This is a genomic window from Cupriavidus sp. UYPR2.512, from assembly GCF_000379565.1.
GTDB lineage: Bacteria > Pseudomonadota > Gammaproteobacteria > Burkholderiales > Burkholderiaceae > Cupriavidus.
On the sequence record NZ_KB902852.1, the window covers coordinates 298,738 to 317,794 of the forward strand.

General features: G+C 69.3%; 17 protein-coding genes. 8 read left to right on the forward strand and 9 right to left on the reverse strand.

The features are described from left to right. The first annotated feature begins 250 nt into the window (after window positions 1-250). From A3A5_RS0101360 to A3A5_RS0101370, 3 genes are all read left to right on the forward strand, one after another. On the forward strand, window positions 251-1,180 hold the full coding sequence (locus tag A3A5_RS0101360) for an IclR family transcriptional regulator (protein ID WP_018308871.1): 930 nt from the start codon (window positions 251-253) through the stop codon (window positions 1,178-1,180). 32 nt (window positions 1,181-1,212) lie between these two features. Then, window positions 1,213-2,025, forward strand: a complete 813-nt coding sequence (locus A3A5_RS0101365) for an SDR family oxidoreductase (protein WP_018308872.1) — start codon at window positions 1,213-1,215, stop codon at window positions 2,023-2,025. 96 nt (window positions 2,026-2,121) lie between these two features. Next, entirely contained in the window at window positions 2,122-3,096 is a 975-nt protein-coding gene (locus A3A5_RS0101370) for a tripartite tricarboxylate transporter substrate binding protein (protein WP_018308873.1), read from the forward strand. Between the two features lie 65 nt (window positions 3,097-3,161). Here A3A5_RS0101370 and A3A5_RS37495 read toward each other — a convergent pair whose 3' ends face one another. The 3 genes from A3A5_RS37495 to A3A5_RS0101385 all read right to left on the reverse strand — a co-directional run bounded on the left by A3A5_RS37495 (window position 3,162) and on the right by A3A5_RS0101385 (window position 8,795). Beyond that, the gene (locus tag A3A5_RS37495) at window positions 3,162-4,553 is read right to left on the reverse strand and encodes an MFS transporter (protein WP_018308874.1); all 1,392 of its coding nucleotides are present in this window, start codon (window positions 4,551-4,553) and stop codon (window positions 3,162-3,164) included. Between the two features lie 142 nt (window positions 4,554-4,695). Continuing rightward, complete coding sequence (locus tag A3A5_RS0101380) at window positions 4,696-8,130, reverse strand: hybrid sensor histidine kinase/response regulator (protein ID WP_018308875.1); 3,435 nt, start codon at window positions 8,128-8,130, stop codon at window positions 4,696-4,698. Window positions 8,131-8,147: 17 nt separating this feature from the next. Next, entirely contained in the window at window positions 8,148-8,795 is a 648-nt protein-coding gene (locus A3A5_RS0101385; protein ID WP_018308876.1) for a response regulator transcription factor, read from the reverse strand. Between the two features lie 469 nt (window positions 8,796-9,264). On the opposite strand from A3A5_RS0101385, the gene A3A5_RS0101390 reads away from it, so the two are divergent. Together A3A5_RS0101390 and A3A5_RS0101395 are read left to right on the forward strand one after the other, a co-directional pair. Beyond that, window positions 9,265-9,429, forward strand: coding sequence for a zinc ribbon domain-containing protein (locus A3A5_RS0101390; protein WP_010812787.1), 165 nt, complete (start codon window positions 9,265-9,267; stop codon window positions 9,427-9,429). A gap of 180 nt (window positions 9,430-9,609) precedes the next feature. Then, window positions 9,610-9,864 (forward strand): hypothetical protein, encoded by a 255-nt coding sequence (locus A3A5_RS0101395; protein WP_026200342.1) that lies wholly within the window; start codon window positions 9,610-9,612, stop codon window positions 9,862-9,864. A 42-nt stretch (window positions 9,865-9,906) separates the two neighbouring features. Here the strand turns inward: A3A5_RS0101395 and A3A5_RS0101400 are convergent, their stop codons facing one another. Both A3A5_RS0101400 and folE read right to left on the reverse strand, forming a co-directional pair. Beyond that, window positions 9,907-10,350, reverse strand: a complete 444-nt coding sequence (locus A3A5_RS0101400; protein ID WP_018308878.1) for a BLUF domain-containing protein — start codon at window positions 10,348-10,350, stop codon at window positions 9,907-9,909. A 48-nt stretch (window positions 10,351-10,398) separates the two neighbouring features. After that, entirely contained in the window at window positions 10,399-11,148 is a 750-nt protein-coding gene (gene folE / locus A3A5_RS0101405) for a GTP cyclohydrolase I (RefSeq protein WP_018308879.1), read from the reverse strand. Between the two features lie 293 nt (window positions 11,149-11,441). Between folE and A3A5_RS0101410 the strand changes: the two genes are divergently transcribed. Beyond that, on the forward strand, window positions 11,442-11,633 hold the full coding sequence (locus tag A3A5_RS0101410; protein WP_010812791.1) for a hypothetical protein: 192 nt from the start codon (window positions 11,442-11,444) through the stop codon (window positions 11,631-11,633). A 9-nt stretch (window positions 11,634-11,642) separates the two neighbouring features. Here the strand turns inward: A3A5_RS0101410 and A3A5_RS0101415 are convergent, their stop codons facing one another. The 3 genes from A3A5_RS0101415 to A3A5_RS0101425 form a co-directional block, all read right to left on the reverse strand. Then, window positions 11,643-12,896 (reverse strand): arsenic transporter, encoded by a 1,254-nt coding sequence (locus A3A5_RS0101415; RefSeq protein WP_018308880.1) that lies wholly within the window; start codon window positions 12,894-12,896, stop codon window positions 11,643-11,645. Window positions 12,897-12,925: 29 nt separating this feature from the next. Beyond that, the gene (locus A3A5_RS0101420) at window positions 12,926-15,037 is read right to left on the reverse strand and encodes a penicillin-binding protein 1A (RefSeq protein WP_018308881.1); all 2,112 of its coding nucleotides are present in this window, start codon (window positions 15,035-15,037) and stop codon (window positions 12,926-12,928) included. Between the two features lie 30 nt (window positions 15,038-15,067). Then, window positions 15,068-15,994, reverse strand: coding sequence for an alpha/beta hydrolase (locus A3A5_RS0101425; RefSeq protein WP_018308882.1), 927 nt, complete (start codon window positions 15,992-15,994; stop codon window positions 15,068-15,070). Window positions 15,995-16,182: 188 nt separating this feature from the next. On the opposite strand from A3A5_RS0101425, the gene A3A5_RS0101430 reads away from it, so the two are divergent. Beyond that, complete coding sequence (locus tag A3A5_RS0101430; RefSeq protein WP_018308883.1) at window positions 16,183-16,425, forward strand: hypothetical protein; 243 nt, start codon at window positions 16,183-16,185, stop codon at window positions 16,423-16,425. A 169-nt stretch (window positions 16,426-16,594) separates the two neighbouring features. Beyond that, on the forward strand, window positions 16,595-18,547 hold the full coding sequence (locus tag A3A5_RS0101435) for a sigma-54-dependent Fis family transcriptional regulator (RefSeq protein WP_018308884.1): 1,953 nt from the start codon (window positions 16,595-16,597) through the stop codon (window positions 18,545-18,547). Between the two features lie 107 nt (window positions 18,548-18,654). On the opposite strand, the gene A3A5_RS0101440 is transcribed toward A3A5_RS0101435, so the two are convergent. After that, window positions 18,655-19,056, reverse strand: coding sequence for a DUF779 domain-containing protein (locus A3A5_RS0101440; RefSeq protein WP_018308885.1), 402 nt, complete (start codon window positions 19,054-19,056; stop codon window positions 18,655-18,657). Between the last annotated feature and the right edge of the window lies 1 nt (window position 19,057).

A 19,057-nucleotide genomic window follows, 5' to 3' on the forward strand; every position in this document is an offset into this window, starting at 1 on the left:
TCATGAACTCTCGTTAGAGCGTGAGGTGGCCGTCGACTTTCCGTCTGCTGGGATTTAGTGAGCTGCGGCAACTTACTGATTCTATTAGGCCGTATCTGCATGCCTTCGTGCCCTATCTTGCCTGGGAAAGTCTCGCTAACCTTTTGATTCATCTCTATAAACGCTGCTTCTGGCCGGCATGCTTTCCCTACATAGCGGTCCCTGCGCAGCCCCGTTGCTGCTATCAATGTTCTCTTCCCGACCGCCTGCCATGAAACGCACCACTACCATTCCAACCCCGCCGCCCGATGCCGCGCATACCCTGGTGCCGGCCGACGACGCGCAGGCGGGTCATGCCTGCGCCGACGACCGCAACTTCGTCACCGCGCTGGCACGCGGCATGGAGCTGTTGCGCGCCTTTGGGCCGCAGGACGATTACCTGGGCAACGCCGAGCTGTCGCGGCGCACCGGCATCCCGCGCCCGACCGTGTCGCGGCTCACCTACACGCTGGCCACGCTCGGCTATCTCACCTACATCGAAGCCACCGAGAAGTACCGGCTGGGGCAGGGCGCGATGGCGCTTGGCCACCGCTATATAGGCGGCGCCGGCATCCGCGAGATCGCGCAGCCGCTGATGCAGTCGCTGGCGTTTACCACCGATTGCACGGTGGCACTGGCCATGCCGGACCGGCACGCCATGGTCTACCTGGAAAGCTGCCAGCCGCGCGGGGCGCTGGTGATCCGGCTGGCGCCGGGCGCGCGCCTGCCGATGGCCACGTCTGCGATCGGCCGCGCCTGGCTGGCAGGGCTCGATGCCGATCACCGCGAGGCCGCGCTGGCCGAACTGGCGCGCCACTACGGCACGCGCTGGCCCGGCGTGCGCGCCGGCATCGACCGTGCGCTGCGTGACCACGCAGGGCGCGGCTTCTGCGTGGCGCATGCCGAATGGGACCGCACCGTCAGCGGCGCCGCCGCGCCGCTGCGCCTGGCGGGCAGCAGCGAGGTGCTGGCGCTGAATATCGGCGGCGCCGCGACACGGCTGTCGCCCGAGATCCTGGAAAGCAACCTGGGCCCGCGCATCCGCGAACTGGCCGAGACCCTGCAGGCGCGGCTGTGGCAGCCGGGCGGCGCGCGCGCGACCGCCCGCTTTGCTTCCGCGCAGCCGGACCCTGATACGCGCACCCACGCCTCCAACGCGTAGTGCGCGCACCGAATTCAACGAGGAGACAACCCATGGAAGTACGCAACAAGACCGTCGTGGTGACTGGCGCGGCCACCGGCATCGGGCGCGCGCTGGCGCTGGCCTTTGCGCAGGCCGGCGCGCGCGGCGTGGCCGTGGCCGACCTGAACGCGGCGGGCGCCGCCGCAGTTGCCGCCGAAGTCCAGGCCGCGGTGCCTGCGTGCCAGGTGTTCGCCCAGCCGGTCGACGTGGCCGATGCGGCCGCCGTGCAGGGCCTGGCCGACGAGGCCACGCGCCGCTTTGGCCAGGTCGACATCTTCTGCTCCAACGCCGGCATCATCCTGCGCAAGGGGCTGGAGGCGAGCGCCGACGACTGGCAGCGCATCTGGGAAATCAACGTGATGGCGCATATCCACGCGGCCAAGGCGGTGCTGCCGCAGATGCTGGAGCGCGGCGACGGCTACTTCATCAATACGGTGTCGGCCGCGGGCCTGCTGTCGCAGATCGGCTCGGCGCCGTATGCGGTGACCAAGCACGCCGCCATCGGCTTTGCCGAGTGGCTGTCGATCACCTACGGCGACCGCGGCATCAAGGTCAGCTGCATCTGCCCGCAAGGCGTGCAGACCAACATGCTGTTCGGCGAGAAGGGCGAGCGCAAGGGCTTCCTGCAGGAAGGTTCGGTCACCGCCGAGCACGTCGCCGCGGTGACGCTGGAAGGGGTGGCCGACGAGCGCTTCCTGATCTTGCCGCACCCGGAAGTGCTTGAGTACTATCGCCGCAAGGGCCAGGACTACGACCGCTGGCTGCGCGGCATGCGCCGCCTGCATGACAAGGTGATGCAAGAGTTCGGCGGCATCGCGGTCTGAGGGCACGAGTAGTCCTGGCAGGTCCCGGCGGTGGCATTGGCCGCCGTCTTCACAATGCGGGCAGCCATGCAGCCGCCGGCAACAGGAGGAGAATCCATGCGTTTCAGTACCGTTGCCGCGGCAGTGCTCGCCGCGTCCGCCCTGGTGAGCGCGGCCCCCGCGCTGGCACAAGGCTATCCCGCCAAGCCGATCCGGATCGTGGTCGGCTTCCCCAGCGGCGGCGCGCCCGACACGCTCGCGCGCATCGTCTCGGAAAAGATCTCGCCCGCATGGGGTCAGCCGGTGGTGGTGGACAACAAGCCGGGGGCGGGCGGCAATATCGGCGCCGAAGCGGTGGCGCACGCGCCGGCCGACGGCTATACGCTGGCGCTTGGCACCGTCGGCACGCACTCGATCAACGGCGCGCTGTACAGCAAGATGCCGTACGACATGATCAAGGACTTCGCCCCCGTGGTCCTGATCGCCTCGACGCCGAACGTGCTGGTGGTCAATCCCGGCGTGCCGGCAAAGAGCGTGGCCGAGTTGATCGCGCTGGCAAAGTCCAGGCCGGGCGGCCTGACCTTCGGCACCCCCGGCGTCGGCACCTCGCCGCACGTGGCCGGGGAAATGTTCAATTCGATGGCCGGCGTCAAGATTACGCACGTGCCCTACAAAGGCCGCGCCATGGCCATCCCCGACCTGCTCGGCGGCCATATCACCATGATGTTCGACAACCTGCCGTCAGCGCTGCCCGTGGTGCGCGAGGGCAAGCTGCGCGCGCTGGGCATTACCAGCGCGAAGCGCTCGGCCTCGGCGCCGGATATCCCGACGCTGGCCGAGCAGGGTTTGCCGGGCTTTGAAGCCGATTCATGGTTCGCCGTGTTCGCGCCGGCCAATACGCCGAAGGACGTGGTGGCCAAGCTCAACACCGAACTCAACCGCATCTTCACGCTGCCCGATGTGCAGGCGAAGCTGAAGACGCTGGGGCTGGATCCGATCCTGGGCACGCCGGAGAAACTGGCGGCGTACCAGCGCCAGGAGATTGCGAAATGGGCGCGGGTGGTGAAGGAGTCGGGGGCGAAGGCAGAGTAGACCCTTAAACCCCGAGGGTTTGCTCCCCTCTCCCGCTTGCCGGAGAGGGCGCACGCAAGCGCTGGTCAGGCGTCCGGTTCCACCGCACCCCGCACCGGCTCCGCGCCGCCGGCATCGCGCAAGCGGCTCAGGCTGATCAAGGCCCCCAGCGCCGCCACCACTGCCGCCAGATACAGCGCAATGCGCGCCGCTCCGGTCGGCGCCAGGCTGAACAGCAGCGCCACCACCGCTGTGCCGGTGGTCTGCCCCAGCAGCCGCGTGGTCGCCTGCGCGCCGCTGGCGCCGCCGCTGCGCTCGGGCGGCGTGGCGCCGATCATGGCGCGGTTGTTGGGGGACTGGAAGAAGCCGAAGCCCGTGCCGCACATCGCCATGCGCCAGACGATGTCCAGGCTGCCGGCGTCCGGGCCGAGCGTGGCCAGCCCGACCAGTCCGCACGCCAGCATGACCAGCCCGATGCCAGCCAGGATGCTGGCCGGATAGCGGTCCGACAGCCGGCCCGACACCGTGGCCATCACGGCTACCATCAGCGGCCAGGGCGTGATCAGCAGGCCGGTTTCCTGGAGGGAGCGGCCGAGCTGGTATTCGAGATAGAACGGCAGCGCGATAAAGGCCAGCATCTGCGTCATGAAGGAGCAGAACGAGGTGCCCACCGCCAGCGTGAAGGCGCGGGTGGCAAACAGGTCCACCGGCACCAGCGGCGCGGCGCGGCCGTGCTGGCGCCGCACCAGCAGCCAACCCAGCGCCACGGCAGCGGCCATGCCGGCAGCGCCTGCGATGCGCCAGCCGGCATGGCCCAGGACATCGACGCTGAGGATGAACATGCCGAACACCAGCGCCGACAGCAGCGCGCTGGGGTAGTCGAACTCGCGCGGCTGCGGCGGCGTCGCCGGCAGCGAAGTGCGGCTCAGCACCAGCGCGACGATCGCCACCGGCACGTTGACCGCGAACAGCCATTGCCAGCTGGCGACCGCCAGGATCAGCGCGCCCAGCGACGGGCCCACGGCGATGGTCACGCCGACCACCAGCGCGTTCAGCCCGATGCCGCGGCCCAGGCGCGTGGGCGGGTAGATAAAGCGCACCAGCGCGGTGTTGACGCTCATGATGCCGGCGCCGCCGATGCCCTGCAGCACGCGCGCTGCCACCAGCATCGGCAGGTTGACCGCCAGCGCGCACAGCAGCGAGCCCACCAGGAAGGTGGCCAGCCCCGCCCGGTACACGCGCTTGTAGCCAAGGATGTCCCCCAGCGACGAGAGCGGCAGCAGGCACACGGTCACCGTCAGCTGGTAAGCGTTGACCACCCAGATCGTGCTGGACGGATCGGCCTGCAGCTCGCGCGAGATCGAGGGCAGGGCGATGTTGGCGATCGAGCCATCGAGCACGGCCATGATCAGGCCGAAGAAAACAGTGAGGATCGCCCAGGTCCGCTGTGGCTGGGGAAGGCCGTGTTCTGGCTGCATGGGGAGAGACATTGAAGACAATGCCGCGCCAGCATCGGTCAGGCATGGCCAGGACGGCCACGGCGCAGCATTGCCATTATCGTCCCGCGTGGCGATGCTCGCAAATCCGCTAATTGTGGTAGAGCGCAGCGCGCCGGGCGCACTATCCCGCTGCGGCGGCCTGCACGTAGCCGCCCAGCCGTTCCAGCAGGGCTTCGGCAGCGGCTGCGGCGGCCGGGGTCCACGCCTGCGCCGCGTCACACAGTGTTTCCAGTGCCTGGCATGCCTCGACGATGCGCTGGCGGCGCACGATCATGAAGGCGCCGGCCGCGGCGTGGGCCCAGTGCCGCAATGCCGGCAGGTCCTGCTGCGCAATGATGTGCGCCAACGCTGGCAAGTCCTGCTGCAATTGCCGGCGCAGCATGGCTTCATAGCGACAGCGATCGGCGGCTTCGGCGTGCGAGGCCGTAGCCGGATCGTCATGGGTGGCAGGAGGCGGGGCCGCGGCATGGCTGCGGCGGGGCAGGCCATCCAGGCACGCTTGCAGGTCCTGCAGCGACGCCGGCTTGGCGACAAAACCGGAAAAGCCGCGCAGGCGCCAGTCTGCCGACGGCTCGCCGCACGTGAATGCGCTGAAGGCCAGTACCGGCATGCCGGGGTGCTGCGCGCGCACCGCCCGCAGCAGCGCGAGGCCGTCCATGACTGGCATATGGATATCGGTCAGCACCGCGTCGATGTGCGTGTTCTCCAGCGCCGCCAATGCCTGTCTGCCGTTTCCTGCAATGATCGGGCGGCAGCCAAGTGCCTGCAGCTGTTCGGCGGCGAGTGTCTGGTTCAGCGGATTGTCCTCGGCCACAAGAATTGTCAGCGGCTCCGCGGCCGGCGCCGGGAACGCCTGCGCCGCCGGCGTGTTGCCATCAGCCGGCGCCAGCGGCGGCGTGGCGCCCGCGGCCGCCTGGGCCACGCAGTCGATCAGCGCGCGGTGGCTGTAGGCCGTGACTTCGTGGATGCCGGGGGCGCACTGGCGCAGCCGATGCGGGCCCTCCGGCGTCACCCACACAACCGGCACCATTGCCGCATCGCGCAGGCCGGCCAGCGCCGCCAGGGGATACTCTTCCGTGGCGACGATGACGCGTGGCACCTTGACCTGGAAGGACGCCAGCGCGGCCCCCTGCGATGCCAGCACATCGGCACGCCAGCCTGCCGTGGCGAGCCACGCGGCCAGGGCCTCGCCGGTGCGCATGTCCTGGCACAGCACGACCACGTCGCCGCACTGCGCCGCGGCGGCCGGGACCAGCGGCCGCGGCGTGCCAGCGGCCGGCGGCAGCGGCACCGAGACCGTGAACGCGCTGCCCACGTCCGGCACGCTGTCCACGCTGATGCTGCCGCCCATCAGCTCGCACAGCCGGGCGCAGATCGACAAGCCCAGGCCAGTGCCGCCGTAGCGGCTGGCGGTCGCCGCATCGCCCTGCACGAACGGCTGGAACACGCGTGCCGCCAGCGACGGCGGCATGCCGATGCCGGAATCGCTGACGCGGCAGACCAGCCGCTGCGTGCCGTGGTGGTCCTGGCGCAGCTCGCCGCTTACGGTGACGCGCCCGCTGGCGGTAAACTTGAAGGCGTTGCCCAGCAGGTTGTTGAACACCTGCACCAGGCGCATGCGGTCGCCTGTGACCTCCGCATCCAGCGATGGCGACAGCTGCAGGTGAAAGCGGATGGGACGGCCGGCCACCATCGGCGCATGGGTCAGCGCCACGCTTTCCAGCGCTTCCACGGGGCGAAAGGGCGCGTTGACCAGCCCGAGCTCGCCGGCATCGATCTTGGAAAAGTCCAGCACATCGTTGACGATCCGGCGCAGCGCCTCGGCGGCGGTGTCCAGTGCCCTGAGCCGGGGCGCGTGTGCTGCCAGGCTGCTGCCGCGCGCGAGCAGCTCCAGGTTGCCCAGCAATGCGTTCAGCGGCGTACGGATCTCGTGGCTCATCGCGGCGAAGAAGATCGAGCGTGCGCGCATCATCGCCTCGGTGGCCTGCTGGGCGGAGCGCAGTTGCTCTTGCAGTGCCTGTTGCGCCGTGCAGTCCTGCACGGCGCAGAACAGCACCGCTTCCTCGCGGTAGCGCGCCGGCGTGTAGGTGATTTGCAGGAAGCGCTGTCTGGCGTCGCCGGGGCCGGGTGGCTCATCTGCCGGCGCGCACGGCGGTGCCGCGACGGTAAAGCTGGAAATGGATGCGTGCCCGCTGTCGCCAACGCACGGCTGTCGGTTGAACGCTTGCGCTACCGCATCGGGCAGGTGTCCATGGGGCTGCCATTGCAGCAGCATGCAGGCCAGCGGGTTTGACGTCAGTACGGCGTAGTCGTGCTGGCGCACGATGCACAGGCCGACCGGCGTGGCATTGACCAGCACGTGGTTCATCAGCTCGCTTTCCAGCGCGCGCGAGGCTTCTGCGTCCGTGCGTCGCAGCAGGTGCCGGCTCCAGTAGCGCGCGGCCAGCCCAATGGCGCCGGTCAGCAGCAGCATGGCGCCGGCGATCACGGCCAGTTCCGCTGCCAGTGCCGCACCCAGCCTGCGGTACGGCAGGTGGTAGACCAGCCGCCCGAAGCCGGCCGGCAGCACCTGCACCAGCCGCACGCCCGATGGCGTGACATCCAGCGTGTTGTGCGACAGCAGGCGCGCGCCGGCTGCCACATCATGGACGCTGGCCGGTGCTGCCGGCCAGTCGCGCGGCGATACATCGATGATCTCGCCGGCTGCATTGAGCAGCGCCAGCAGCGCCGGATCATCCGGGCGCTGCAATTCGGCCAGGAACGCCTGGAGGGGCACGCAGGCGGCCACCAGCATGGTGGGCGTGTCGCCGGCATAGGCGGCGCCGGCCAGCATCATGACGGGGGCGTTGTCCACCGGGTGGCGCAGCGGACCCACCCAGACCTGCTGGCCGCGCGCCGGCACGGCGCGGCCGGTGCGCGCCTGCAGCGCCTGCGTCAGCCGCGTGCGCAGCAGCGGGATCAGCGTCGGCTCGGGCGCGAGCGGTGCGCGCGCGCCGGCCTCGGGCTGGCTGATGAGCACGGCGCTGTCTTCGTTCAGCGCGACCGCATAGGCCCCGTGGTCGAGATCGAACGCCTGTTGCGTGGCCACTGCAGCCAGCGCAATCTGCCGCAGCCGCACGAACTGCGCCGGCAGCCCGGCCCCCCAGCGCTGCCGCGTTGCCTCGGCGGCAAGCAGGTGATAGTCCTTGCGCACGGCGTCGATGTGGAGGCTGGCGGTGCCGGTGCGCCGGAAGGCCCCGAAGGCGGCATCGCGCGACGGCTCCGGTGCGGGCGCATCCAGGTGGTAGCGGATGCTCAGCACGGTGCGCCGCAGGAACGAGGACTCGTTATGCAGCAACTGCGAGACCGAGCTGACGTACCGCGAGACGTCGCTGCGGCGGTAATCCAGGTGCTGTCCCGTCGCCAGGCCGGCAAGCAGCAAGCCGGAGAACAGCACGATCGCGGTCAGCACCGCGATGGTCACTGAGTACAGGTGTTGCTGGCGGCGCGCGTTGTCGGCAAGCGCATCGAAGGCGCTGGCCAGGGTTTCACGGGTACGGTCGACGGTTTGCTGCATCGGCGGGTCGGGCCGTGTCAGATCAGGCGGTTTTCATAGGCGTAGCGGATCAGCCCGGTATTGGTCTGCACCCCCAGCTTGCGCATGGCCACGGTCTTCTGGCTGGAGATGGTGCTGACCGAGCGGCCGAGCTTGCCGGCGATGTCGGTCAGCTGCAGGCCCTGCGCATAGAGCCGGATCACTTCCAGTTCGCGCTGCGTCAGTTCGGTGGCCGGTGCGCCGGCGAGCCTGGCGTGTTGCAGGATGGCGTGCACCGCAGGCGAATAGAAGCAGCTGCCGCTGGATGCGACGTGGATGCAGGCGCGCATGACCTCCTCAAGGTGGTCTTCCTTGCTGACAAAGGCGCGCACCCCAAGCTTCATGGCGCGGCGGATGATGGCGGGATTGGACTGGGCGCTGATCACCACCACGCGCGTCAGCGGATGGCGGCGCGCCAGGCGGCCCAGCAGGTTGAAACCGTCCAGCGAGGTATCGCCGTGGCCCATGCAGAAATCGGTGATGGCGATATCGGCGGGATGCTGGTCCAGCGCGCCGAGCAACTCGGTGCCGCTGCGGCATTCGCAGCTGATCTGGACATTGCCGCTGCGCTGCAGGCAGTCGCGCAGGGCGGCCACGACCAGCGGGTGGTCGTCCGCCAGGGCGATACGCAAGACTCCGTCGTACATAGCTATCTCCGGATGGGCGGCAACCGGTTCACGCCGGTTGCACTGGGCAATTGCGCCACGACAAATCCGAAATTCTGGCTATGTTCCGCGCCCCCTTGAATCGTAATTCTGCTAGTTCAGGGAACTTGCGTGAGGCGGGCATGGACATGGCCAGTTCGGGAAATGCGTGACCTGCCAATAGAACGGCGCCATGCCGCGATGCTTGACCTGGGTTTGCGCAGCATTGCGGCGCTTGTTCCGCGGCGAGCGCGACCAGCCATTTGCCTGATGTCAATGCGCGGCGGAAGACGCATTCACATAGCGCAGGCAGGAGCGCGGCGAGAGAAAGTGAATTCGCGGTGACATCGCCGCGTGCACGCAGCGTGCCGGCTCCGGCAGCGCGAACTTTCACGCTTCGGGGCCCGGACCGCTGTCCTAGAATGAAGCTGACGCGCGCCCCGCGGCGCGTGCACCGCGTTTGGGGAACGCCATGCCCGTCTACCAATACCGCTGCGAGAAGTGCGGCCATATGTTCGAGAAAACCGAGCATCTCGCGGAACACGCCTCTGCCCATCCGAACTGCCCGAACTGCGGCAGCCAGTCCGTCCAGCACGCACCGGCCCCGTTCGTGGCAGTGACCCAGCGCAAGAGCTGAGTCCGCCGAGTCCGAACGACTGCCTCCCAGGAGGTTTTGCGGCTCGCCGCCGTTGTGCGGCGAGCGCGCGGTGTGCCGCCGGCCGACGGCCGCGGCATGTCTTTTCCAGGCGTGGTGCATGGGCACCACGCGCATCAGCGCTGCGCGCAAGCGGCGATCTCAACCTTGACGGAGGATGCCATGGCAACGAGACCGTTCACCGAATTTCCCGCCGACGAGCAGCAACAGGTCCTGCAGGTATGCAGGCATGTCGGGCTGGCGGCCGAGATGTTCGAGATTTTCGAGGAAAGCCACGAGGCCGGGGTGCGGCGCGTCAGCGTGCGCCGGGTGGGCACGGACAAGACCAGCATCTATGAGGCAGGCCCCGATTCGGTCTGGGTCGAGGAATTCGAGAGCGACCTGGAATGCGGCCTGTTCGGCCAGGTGACCGCCTAGCGCGCTGGTGACAGAAGCGCGCCGCAGGCCTGGCGGCGCGGCTCAGTGCCGTCCGCGTTCGCCGGCGCGCGACACGACTGACGCGCCGGCGATCAGCTCCTTGAGCAATGCCAGCGACGCCGCACCGCAGGTGCGGTACGGGTCCAGTTCGGCCCGCGCCGAGAACTTGAGCAGGGTGGCGGTGTTGATGCGCGCCGCGTTGACCTGGCCCATTGCCCAGCCGGCAAAGTCGCGCGTGCAGGTTTCCTCGAAATGCAGCAGAGTCACGTCGTGGTGGCGCGGGTCGCGTGCGATCGACTGGAACAGTTGTGACACGTCCTGGCGGTCGCCTTCCAGCGCCTGCAGGAAGATGCCGTTGCCGTGGCACAGCACCCCGGTGATGCCGTGGCGCGGATTGCGTTCCAGGCTGGCGGCCAGGATGGCGTCGAGCAGGGCGGCGTCGATGGCCTGGCGGGCACGGCTGGCATAGAGCAGGCGGACTAGCATGGTCGTGGCGCTCGGTTGTGGCGGCTGGTGGGTGGCGGGGCCTGCGGCCTAGCCGCGGTTGTGGTTCAGCAGTGTGAGGAACTCGCGGCGCAGGCTGTCATCCTTCAGGAACGAGCCGCGCATCACGCTGTTGGTCATCTTGGCATCGGTGTCGCGCACACCGCGCCAGTGCATGCAGAAGTGCTCGGCCTCCATCACGATGGCCAGGCCGTCGGGATTCATCTTTTCCTGCAGCAGGTCGGCGACCTGTGCCACCGCCTCTTCCTGGATCTGCGGCCGGCACATGATCCATTCGGCCAGCCGCGCGTACTTGGACAGGCCGATCAGGTTGGAATGCTGGTTCGGCATCACCCCTACCCACAGCTTGCCGATGATCGGACACAGGTGATGCGAGCAGGCACTGCGCACGCGCAGCGGGCCGACGATCATCAGTTCGTTGAGCTGGCCGATGTTTGGGAACTCAGTCACCGGCGGGGCCTTGGCGTAGCGGCCGGCGAAGATCTCCTTCAGGTACATCTTGGCGACGCGGCGCGCGGTTTCCTGGGTGTTGTGGTCGTTGTCGACGTCGATCACCAGCGCGCGCAGCACGTCTTCCAGGCGCGCCTGCACTTCGGCCTGCAGCTGCTCCATCTCGCCCGGCTCGATGTAGTGCGCAATATTGTCGTTGGCGTGGAAGCGCTCCTGCGCGGCCTCCAGCCGTGCGCGGATGCGGGCCGAGACGCCGTGGGCGTGGGGGTGGCCGGCATCGTCGCCGGCGTTGCTGTCCTTCGCGCGGTGCGCCGCGTCCTTGCTGGTCATGGTTATGCGTGGTGGGATGGATGACTGCGCAGCGGGTGTGCCGGATTCACTATATGGCAGATGCCGTGGCCTCACAACCCGCGCGGGGGCATGGCAGGATGCGGCGCGGTGGGCCGATTACGCCACAAGTCGGCATGGCTCCGTGAATAGTTCATGACATCGCTCAAGCCCGCGCCGCACAACGCCGACAAGCGCACATAATGTCTGCACAATGCCAGGCAGCCCGCCATAAAGCCGCCGGCACCCGGCCGCTGCAGCACGCGGCCTGACTCTTTGTCGGGAATAACGTCATCATGCCGATTGCCTTTCCGTGCAGCAGCCTGATGCTGCTCCATGTGGTCACAGTGCCGCTTCCGGCCACGCCGGTCGAAACTGGCGTGGCGGAACACCACGCCAGTGCCGTGCGCCATGGCGCGACCGGCCTGCGCCGGCCCCTGCTGCAGGCCGCCAACACCCCCGCGGCCAACGACGCCGCCACCAGCTGAGCCAGCGGCTTAAAGAAGCAAGAGCGCCAGTGCCGGCAGCATCGCTGCCGGCATCACCACGGCCCCCACGCGCAGGAACTGGCCAGCGCTGAGCATATGCCCTTCGCGCCGCAGCGCCGTGAGCCATAGCAACGTGGCCAGCGAGCCGGTGACGGACAGGTTGGGGCCAAGGTCAATGCCGATCAGCACTGCACCGGTCACGGCATGCGAGGCATGTCCGCCCGCCAGCGCCGAGGCAGCGATCAGGCCGGCCGGCAGGTTGTTGGCGATATTGCCCGCCAGCGCCACTACCGCGCCCGCGCCCAGCAGGGCGAGCGCGCCGCCGTCGCGCGACGCCGCTGCGACGGCATCGGCCAGGTGGCGGATCACCACGGTCTGCTCCAGCGCCGCCACCAGCACGAACAGCCCCGCGACCATCGGCAATACCCCCCATGACACCTCGCGCAGCGCCGGCACCAGCAGCTCGCGCCGGGTGGCGCAGACCAGCAGCAGGGTGGCCACGCCCGCCGCGCAGGTCGGCCAGCCCAGGTCGTTGCCGCGCAGCGAGGCCACCAGCAGGATCAGGCCGGTCAGCACGATACCCAGCGCGGTCAGCCGGGCCTGCGGCGACAGCGGCGGGACCGGCACGTCATGTTCGATGGGCTCCGCCAGCGCCGCGCGCTGCGTCCACCACAGCGCCGCCAGCGTGGCCAGCACCGCGACCAGCGACGGCAGCGCGAAGCTCGCCAGCCAGCCCGCCAGCGGCGGCATGCGTGCGCCGAAGATGACCAGGTTGGCCGGGTTGGAGATCGGCAGCACGAAGCTGGCGGCATTGGCGATGAAGGCGCACGCGTACAGGTAGGGCAGCGGATGCCGGACCCGCGCGGCGCGGGTGGCGGCCAGCACCGCGGGCGTGAGCACCACGGCGGTGGCGTCGTTGGACATGAATGCCGTCACCAGCGTGCCGAAGCCGTACACCAGCAGAAACAGCCGCGGCGCCGAGCCGCGCGCCCGGCGCACGGCGAGCGCGGCGACATGGTCGAACAGCCCGGTCTTGCGGGCCAGCTCGGAGATCAGCATCATGCCCGCGAGAAACAGGTACACGTCATAGCCGCGCAGCACCGCCACCAGCGCGTCGGGCAGCGCCATCAGGCCGGTGACGCACAGCAGCACGGCGCCGGCGGCGGCCCAGAAGGCTTCGGGCAGGCGGAACGGGCGGAACAGGACGCCGGCCGTGGTCAGCGCGGCGACCGACCAGATCAGCAGAGGGGCGTGGCTGGACATCGGGATCGGGATAGGGGAAACCCCGAATTTTACAGGCTGGCGCTTGCGGGGACGGCCGGCGTGGCAGCGCCGGGCGCCGGCAGGCCAGTTGCCTCGCTGGTGACGGGCGTTGGTGCGGGGGTAGCCGGCGCCGCGGCCGCGGGCCCGCCGAGGTTGCTGGCGACCGGATCGACCGCCGGCGGCGCCGNGGGTGCCGGCGNNNNGAAGCCAATGGCAGCGATGCCATGGCTGCCGTCAGCATACTCGGCATACATCCAGTCGCCGCTCACGCGGACCACGCCTGCGGGCGCTTCGGCTTCAGGCACGGGCACGCCTGCAAGGCGGCCCTCCATATAGGCGGCCCACACCGGCAGCGCGGTGGTGGCGCCGAATTCACGCTCGCCCAGGCTGCGGTTGTCGTCATAGCCCATCCACGCCACCGTGACGACGCCGCCGGCGTAGCCCGCGAACCAGCCGTCGACCGAATCGTTGGTAGTGCCGGTCTTGCCGGCCACGTCGTCGCGGCGCAGGTAGCGGCGCACGCCGGCGCCGGTGCCGTCGTCGACCACGCTGCGCAGCAGGCTGTCCATGACGAAGGCGTTGCGGGCGCTGATCACGCGCGGCGAGGCCGGTCTGTCCGTGGCGTCGCCCGGCTCGGCAGAGAACAGCACCTTGCCTTCGCTGTCGGTGATGCGCGCGATCAGGTAGGGCTCGATGCGGTGGCCGCCGTTGGCAAAGACGCCATAGGCCGCGGCCAGGCGCAGCGGCGAAGTGGTGCCGGTGCCCAGTGCCAGCGGCAGGTAGCGCGGCAGCCGTCTGGGCGCGAAGCCGAAGCGGCTGGCGAACTCCACCGCGTACGGAATGCCGATCGCCTGCAGCGTGCGGATCGCCGGCAGGTTGCGCGATTCGGCCAGCGCCTGGCGCACGGTGATCGGGCCGACAAAGCGCCCGTCGTCATTGGACGGCTGCCAGCGCGAGCCGTTGGCCAGCGGCGCGTCGTTGATCAGCGTGCCGGGCGACACGCCGCGCTCCAGCGCCGCCGCATAGACGAAGGGCTTGAAGGTCGAGCCCGGTTGGCGCTGCGCCTGGGTGGCGTGGTTGAAGCGGCTGGTGGCAAAGTCGGCGCCGCCCACCATCGCCTCGATCGCGCCGGTGGCGCCGTCCAGCGATACCAGCGCGGCCTGCGGACCCTGCGACAGGTCCCTGACGAACTTGCGGTGGCGCCGCGCGTAGCCTTCCAGCCCGCCGTGCACTGCATCGTAAGCCAGCGTCTGGCGCACCGACGACACCGTGGTGTAGACGTTCAGGCCGCGCGTGTAGGCCTCGTCGCCAAAGCGCTCGCGCGCCAGCTGGCGCGCGAGTTCGGCCACGTATTCGGCATGCCCGGCAAAGCTGCCGGGACTGTCGTCGGAGATCGCCAGGCGCGCGGCGCGGGCCTCGCGGTAGTCGTCCTGGCTGATCATGCCCAGCGCCAGCATGCGACCCAGCACATATTCCTGGCGCCGCTTGGCGCGCGGGAAGTTGACCACCGGGTTCATGGACGAGGGGGCCTTGGGCAGCCCCGCCAACATGGCCGTCTCGGCCAGCGACAGCGACGCCAGCGGCTTGCCGAAGTACGCATGCGCGGCGCTGCCGAAGCCGTAGGCATGCTCGCCCAGATAGACCTGGTTCATGTACAGCTCAAGGATGCGGTCCTTGGGCAGGGTCTGGTCGATGCGCCAGGCCAGCAGCATTTCATACCACTTGCGTGCCAGCGTCTTCTCGCGCGACAGGTAGAAATTGCGCGCCACCTGCATGGTGATGGTGGAGGCGCCTTGCGCATAGCCCTGGCCCAGGTTGGCCAGCGCGGCGCGCAACACGCCGGGGACGTCGACACCCTCGTGCTCGTAGAACTGGTCGTCCTCGGCTGCCAGCAGCGCCTGGACCATGCGCGGCGGAATCTGCTCGAAGGGGATGAACTCGCGGTGCTCGCTGCCGAACTCGCCGATCTGCACGTTGTCGCTGGTGTAGATCCGCAGGGGCACGTCGGGCCGGTAGTCGCGCAGGGCGTCGATCGGGGGAAGCTGCCGCAGGCTTACCACCGCGGCAAAGCCGGCAAGCAAGGCACCGGCTGCAGCCAGCGCCAGTACGGCGCCGCCTGCCTTGACTGCGATTTTTTTCATGCGCGCATTTTACCCGCTGCCTGACCGCCGCTAGCGGCTGGCCGCCAGCGGCAACGGATTGCCGAGCTCGTCATGGTCGACGGGCGGCGTGCCGGCGGCGGCCGCCGGACCGGGCCGGGCGGGCTGGGCCGTAGCCACGTGCAGCCTGGCCTGGTTGTGATGCCGGGCAAATTCGCCTAGCGCCAGCCAGGTTTCCTCGCGTTCGATAATGGTAAAGTGATTCGTGGCTGGCACGGTCTGCAGCGCCACCGGGCCGGGCCAGGCGGCCATGAGCCGTTCTGAGCATTCATGGGGCACTACTTCATCGGTCTCGGCCAGCAGCACCTTGGTGCTCTGCACGACCTTCTTGCAATGCGAGATCGAATCGAAATGGTGGCGCATCAGCTGGCGCAGCGGCACCAGCGGGAAGCGCTTGCGCACCAGTTCAAGCAGCGAGTCGTATGGCGTGATCAGCTGCAGGCTCTCGAAGTCCTGCAGGTCCGCCAGCTGGATCGCGACGCCGGTGCCCAGGCTGCGCCCCACCACATGCACGCGGGTGTCGGGGAAGACACGGCGTGCATGCAGCAGGAACTGGCTGGCGTCGGCCACTGCGGCACCCTCGGACGGGAGGCCGTCGGAGTGTCCCAGGCCGCGGTAATCGTAGGTGGCGAAGGCCATGCCGGCGGGCAGCCAGCGCGCGTACAGCAGCGTTTCGAGCACATCCTCGCCACGCCCGGGCAGGTAGAACAGCAGGTCGCGCACGTTGTCGCCGGGGGTATGGTAGATGTAGCCGCGCACCACGCCGCCGGGGATCAGGTGCGAATAGCCAATGATGCCGTCGGGCAGGTCGCGCGGCGGACGCCGGCGCGCATCGAACAGCAGCCGCTCCTGGTTGAGCGTCAGGTAGGTCCAGTAGCAGGCGAAGCCGCTGGCAGTCATCAGCGCGGCTGCCAGCGTACGGCGGGTGATCAATGGCATGGCTAGTCTTCAGTGTCGCTGCCAGGCGAGGCGCACCAGCGCCGGCCTTGCCGCCCAGCCGCGCAGCCTACCTCATTTTTGTCAGGCGCGAGCGCGTAGCGCAAGCCGGCTGGCGCAGTTCTTGTACGATATACCTCATTCACGCGCGCGCCCCCTCCCGGGATGACGCGCATACGGAGCAAACAGGCATGAGCGAGCAGAAACACGAGCAATACCGCGCCGAAGAGGCGCAGGCGATGGAACGCGTGGTCGCGGCCACGCGGCAGGTGCAGGTGGCCTTCACCGCCTTGCAGACCCACTATCCGCCGCAGGGCAGCGGCAAGCCATCCAAGCTTGCGCTGCAGACGTTCGATGCGGCGCTGCAGGCGCTGGAAGATGCCCAGGCCACCTTCGACGAGATCCTGAACGACCTGCTCGACGAAAAACGCTGACCCGGCCCGGCAGGGCGCGGGGGCAATACACGGCCGGGAGCCTGTGATAAGGTTGCCGGACTACAGCCGCCCGGCCTGCCGCCGCACCTGAGTTGCACGGCACGCGCCACGGGACGGCAGGGCAGCGGCCGCAACGCGCGCCGCCTGCTGATACAGGAGACCCGCCGTCATGCACTGTGCCGCCGATCCCGCTGCGCTTTCCGATGTTGCCCGCCAGGCTGCCCATGTCGACCCGGCCGATGCCGACCGCGCCGGCCTGATCGCCCGCGCGCATGCGCGCTCGGCCGGCTTCGGGCTGGACGCGCGCCATGCGCCCGGCTTCGACGCCGTCAGCCCGCGCGCGCTGGGTGAACTGGTGGACGCCAGCCGCGACCTGTACCGCCATGCCTTGCCGGTGATGGAGACCCTGCACGCGCAGATCGCCAATACTGACAGCATGGTGCTGCTGACCGACAGCAGCGGCGTGATCCTGCACAGCCTGGGCGACGGCGAATTCGTCGCGCGCGCGCGGCACGTGGCGCTGGCACCGGGGGTATCGTGGTCAGAGCCGAGCAAGGGCACCAACGCCATCGGCACCGCACTGGCCGAGGCCCGTCCCACTCTGATCCACGCCAGCGAGCATTTCCTCGAGTCCAACCACCAGCTGACCTGCTCATGCGCGCCGATCGCCGGCCCGACCGGTGCCATCCTGGGCGCGCTCGATGTCAGTGGCGATCATCGCGGCTTCCACCGGCACACCATGGCGCTGGTGCGGATGTCGGCGCAGATGATCGAGAACCACCTGTTTGCCAACCACTTCCCGGAGGCGCTGCTGGTGCGTTTCCATGCGCGGCCCGAGTTCGTCGGCACGCTGTTCGAGGGCATGGCGGCGTTTTCGCCCGACGGCGCCTTCCTGGCTGCCAACCGCAGCGGTCTGTTCCAGCTGGGGCTGGCCCCGCACGCGCTGGCGGCAGCCGGTTTTGCCGGGCTGTTCGGCCAGCCGGTGCGCGTGGCGATGCAGGCGCGCGCCGGCGCGGCGGGATCGCTGCAGACGCTGACGCTGCCCAGCCGGGTACAGGTGTTTGCCCGCCTCGAATACCTGGCCGCGCCCATCGTGGTGCGCCAGCCCAGCGCTGAAGATCCGCTGCCGCCGGCACTGGCCGCGCTCGATACCGGCGACGCCGCCGTGGCCGCGGTGCTGCGCCGGGTGCGCAAGGTCAGCGGGCGCGATATCACCATCCTGGTCCAGGGCCGCACCGGCACCGGCAAGGAGTGGCTGGCGCGCGCCATCCACGCCGCCTCGCCGCGCGCCGGCGGGCCCTTCGTCGCGGTCAACTGCGCGGCCATCCCCGAATCGCTGATCGAGGCCGAACTGTTCGGCTACGAAGAAGGCGCCTTCACCGGCGCGCGCCGCCGCGGCAGCGAGGGCAAGCTCGTGCAGGCGCACGGCGGCACGCTGTTCCTGGACGAGATCGGCGACATGCCGCTGCCACAGCAGGTGCGGCTGATGCGCGTGCTGCAGGAGCGCGCGGTCACCCCGCTGGGCAGCGCCCGCGCGCTGCCGGTCGACGTGCGCGTGGTCTGCGCCACCCACCGCGACCTGCGCGCGATGATTGCCGATGGCGCCTTCCGCGAAGACCTGTACTACCGCATCAATGCGCTGGCCGTGACCCTGCCGCCGCTATGCGAGCGCAGCGACCTGCCGCTGCTGGTCGATCGCATCCTGCGGCGGCAGGGCGAAGAAGCCGGCGCGCGGCCGCTGCGGGTCGACGCGCAAGTGCTGGCGCTGCTGCGCCGGCATCCGTGGCCGGGTAATATCCGCCAGCTTGCCAACGTGCTGCACACGGCGGCGATCCTGGCAGAAGCGGAGGCGGAGATCGGGGTGGAACACCTGCCGGAAGGGTTTGAGCACGAATGCGGCGATTTGCGCGAGAGCAGTGATGCGGCGGCGGCAGCGCAGGCGCCGGCGTCAGCGAAGGCCAGCCGCATGCGCGACTGGGAAGCCGGCCTGATCCGCCAGGCGCTTGCCCGGCACGGCGGCAATGTCAGCCACGCGGCGCGTGAACTGGGGGTGTCGCGCAACACGATTTATCGGCGGTTGCGGGAGGGGTTGGAAGGCGACGAGCAAGAGCCGGGACGCTGAGACTTCATCCCGTCCCGCTTGTTTGCTCCCCTCTCCCGCTTGCGGGAGAGGGAGCACACTGTCGGCAAGCAAGCATCGACATCAGCAAGCTATCATCGCGCACCTCCTCACAATGCCGGCTGCGCCGCCAGCCACGCGGCCTCTTCATCGCTGAACAACTCCGAGCGGGTCAGGAACCGCTTCCCCGTCCGTCCCTCCAGCGAGAACATCCCGCCCGCGCCCGGCACCACATCGATCACCAGCCGCGTGTGCTGCCAGTACTCGAACTGCGCCCGTGTCATATAGAACGCCGCGCCGCCGATCTCGCCCAGGCAGACATCGGCCGCACCCACCAGCAGTTCACCGGCGGTGAAGCACATCGGCGCACTGCCGTCGCAGCAGCCGCCGGACTGGTGGAACATCAGCGGGCCATGCCGCGCGGCGAGCTCCGCGATCAGCGTGAGCGCGGCCGGGGTTGCCACCACGCGTGCAACCGGCGCGGTGGCGGGAGCGGACGTTGAGCCCGCCATG

Bases quoted from the DNA above. Each gene is read 5' to 3' on its own strand.
- folE (WP_018308879.1), bottom strand. From the start codon at position 11,148: ATGACCAGCAAGGACGCGGCGCACCGCGCGAAGGACAGCAACGCCGGC.
- A3A5_RS0101365 (WP_018308872.1), top strand. From the start codon at position 1,213: ATGGAAGTACGCAACAAGACCGTCGTGGTGACTGGCGCGGCCACCGGC.
- A3A5_RS0101415 (WP_018308880.1), bottom strand. From the start codon at position 12,896: ATGTCCAGCCACGCCCCTCTGCTGATCTGGTCGGTCGCCGCGCTGACC.
- A3A5_RS0101430 (WP_018308883.1), top strand. From the start codon at position 16,183: ATGAGCGAGCAGAAACACGAGCAATACCGCGCCGAAGAGGCGCAGGCG.
- A3A5_RS0101400 (WP_018308878.1), bottom strand. From the start codon at position 10,350: ATGCTAGTCCGCCTGCTCTATGCCAGCCGTGCCCGCCAGGCCATCGAC.
- A3A5_RS0101395 (WP_026200342.1), top strand. From the start codon at position 9,610: ATGGCAACGAGACCGTTCACCGAATTTCCCGCCGACGAGCAGCAACAG.
- A3A5_RS0101440 (WP_018308885.1), bottom strand. From the start codon at position 19,056: ATGGCGGGCTCAACGTCCGCTCCCGCCACCGCGCCGGTTGCACGCGTG.
- A3A5_RS0101360 (WP_018308871.1), top strand. From the start codon at position 251: ATGAAACGCACCACTACCATTCCAACCCCGCCGCCCGATGCCGCGCAT.
- A3A5_RS0101390 (WP_010812787.1), top strand. From the start codon at position 9,265: ATGCCCGTCTACCAATACCGCTGCGAGAAGTGCGGCCATATGTTCGAG.
- A3A5_RS0101385 (WP_018308876.1), bottom strand. From the start codon at position 8,795: ATGTACGACGGAGTCTTGCGTATCGCCCTGGCGGACGACCACCCGCTG.
- A3A5_RS0101380 (WP_018308875.1), bottom strand. From the start codon at position 8,130: ATGCAGCAAACCGTCGACCGTACCCGTGAAACCCTGGCCAGCGCCTTC.
- A3A5_RS0101410 (WP_010812791.1), top strand. From the start codon at position 11,442: ATGCCGATTGCCTTTCCGTGCAGCAGCCTGATGCTGCTCCATGTGGTC.
- A3A5_RS0101435 (WP_018308884.1), top strand. From the start codon at position 16,595: ATGCACTGTGCCGCCGATCCCGCTGCGCTTTCCGATGTTGCCCGCCAG.
- A3A5_RS0101370 (WP_018308873.1), top strand. From the start codon at position 2,122: ATGCGTTTCAGTACCGTTGCCGCGGCAGTGCTCGCCGCGTCCGCCCTG.
- A3A5_RS0101425 (WP_018308882.1), bottom strand. From the start codon at position 15,994: ATGCCATTGATCACCCGCCGTACGCTGGCAGCCGCGCTGATGACTGCC.
- A3A5_RS37495 (WP_018308874.1), bottom strand. From the start codon at position 4,553: ATGCAGCCAGAACACGGCCTTCCCCAGCCACAGCGGACCTGGGCGATC.